3 protein-coding genes are annotated in these 1,134 nt (G+C 69.0%); all 3 read left to right on the top strand.

Annotation, left to right across the window (positions count from 1 at the left end; all coding sequences use genetic code 11):
- Positions 1-271: C40 family peptidase (locus tag EK403_RS22745; protein ID WP_487327328.1), on the top strand; the 271-nt coding region annotated here is incomplete at its 5' end.
- Between the two features lie 36 nt (positions 272-307).
- Positions 308-736 (top strand): hypothetical protein, encoded by a 429-nt coding sequence (locus tag EK403_RS15105; protein ID WP_128778300.1) that lies wholly within the window; start codon positions 308-310, stop codon positions 734-736.
- Position 737: 1 nt separating this feature from the next.
- Positions 738-1,031 carry a hypothetical protein gene (locus EK403_RS15110; protein ID WP_128778301.1) on the top strand — a complete coding sequence of 98 codons (294 nt, stop codon included), beginning with the start codon at positions 738-740 and terminating at the stop codon, positions 1,029-1,031.
- The last annotated feature ends 103 nt before the right edge of the window (positions 1,032-1,134 follow it).

A 1,134-nucleotide genomic window follows, 5' to 3' on the forward strand; every position in this document is an offset into this window, starting at 1 on the left:
CTTCGGCGTGAAGGCGCCAGAGCCGGTCGTCGGCGCGGTCGCGGTGTTCTGGCGCGGATCGAAGGCCGGGACGCAGGGGCATGTCGGCTTCGTGGTCGGCGCCGACGCCTCCTACCTCTCGATCCTCGGCGGCAACCAGTCGAACACGATCTCGGTCAGCCGGCTCGACCGCGGCCGGCTGCTCGACTGCCGTTGGCCGAAGACCGCCGGCGACATCGTGGTCGCGCCGATGGCGGCCGCGACCGGCGAGATCACCACCAACGAAGCTTGAACCGCGCCGGCCCCAGGCCGCGCCATGGAGACCGCTATGGAAGCCTTTCTGAACGAGGTCTGGGACGCCGTCCGACCGGGGCTCCTGCTGTTCATTGCCGGCCTCGTGCCGGTGCTCGCGACCTGGCTGACGGCGAGGATCGTCGGCGCGCTCAAGGTGCAGAAGGACGGCGAGCTTGCCCAGAGCCTTTACCGCACGATCGACAACACGTTGCGCGCGCTCGTCACGACGCTCGCTGCGCGCGGCGGAAAGCTGGACGGGCTCCCGGCCGGGTTGATCGACGACGCGATCGAGATCGTGAAGCGGGACAACCCGAAGGCCGTCTCGACCCTCGGCCAGACCGACGACCAGCTGCGCACCAAGATCATCGCCAAGCTGCCCGGCGTCCAGAACGACGTGGTGACGACGAACAGCTCGATCGCCGGCACGGAAGGCGCCGCCAAGGCCGAGCGCGTCGCGCAGTAGCATGATGGACCAGGTGATCGTCGAGCTTCTGAAATATGGCCTTCCGGGCCTCGGCCTGCTTGCGCTCGGCTGGGCCTATCTCCAGGAGCGGGCCGACCGGAAGGCCGCGGAGAACCGGCTCATCGAGTATCTGAGCAAAGACCGCGACGCCGTGCTGGCGGTGTCGCATAGCGCCGTCGCCGCCATTGGCGAGGCGACGCAGGCGCATGCGGGGACCTCGCGCACCCTTGAAGCCATGACGCGCGCGATCGAGCGCGGGGTCTATCCGATCGCGCCGCCGAGGGCCGCCCAATGATGGCGATCGGTGAGGTGCTCATCCGACTTTTCCGGCGCCGCCGCGACCTTCCCTGTCGCGCGGCGTCCGACGAAGAGATCGACGCCGCCGTCAAGAACGTGGA

The sequence above is a fragment of the Hansschlegelia zhihuaiae genome (assembly GCF_004103825.1).
GTDB classification, from domain to species: Bacteria; Pseudomonadota; Alphaproteobacteria; order Rhizobiales; family Methylopilaceae; genus Methylopila; species Methylopila zhihuaiae.

What these genes read in the sequence shown, in the direction of transcription:
- EK403_RS15105 (WP_128778300.1), top strand. Translation starts at nt 308, where the DNA reads ATGGAAGCCTTTCTGAACGAGGTCTGGGACGCCGTCCGACCGGGGCTC.
- EK403_RS15110 (WP_128778301.1), top strand. Translation starts at nt 738, where the DNA reads ATGATGGACCAGGTGATCGTCGAGCTTCTGAAATATGGCCTTCCGGGC.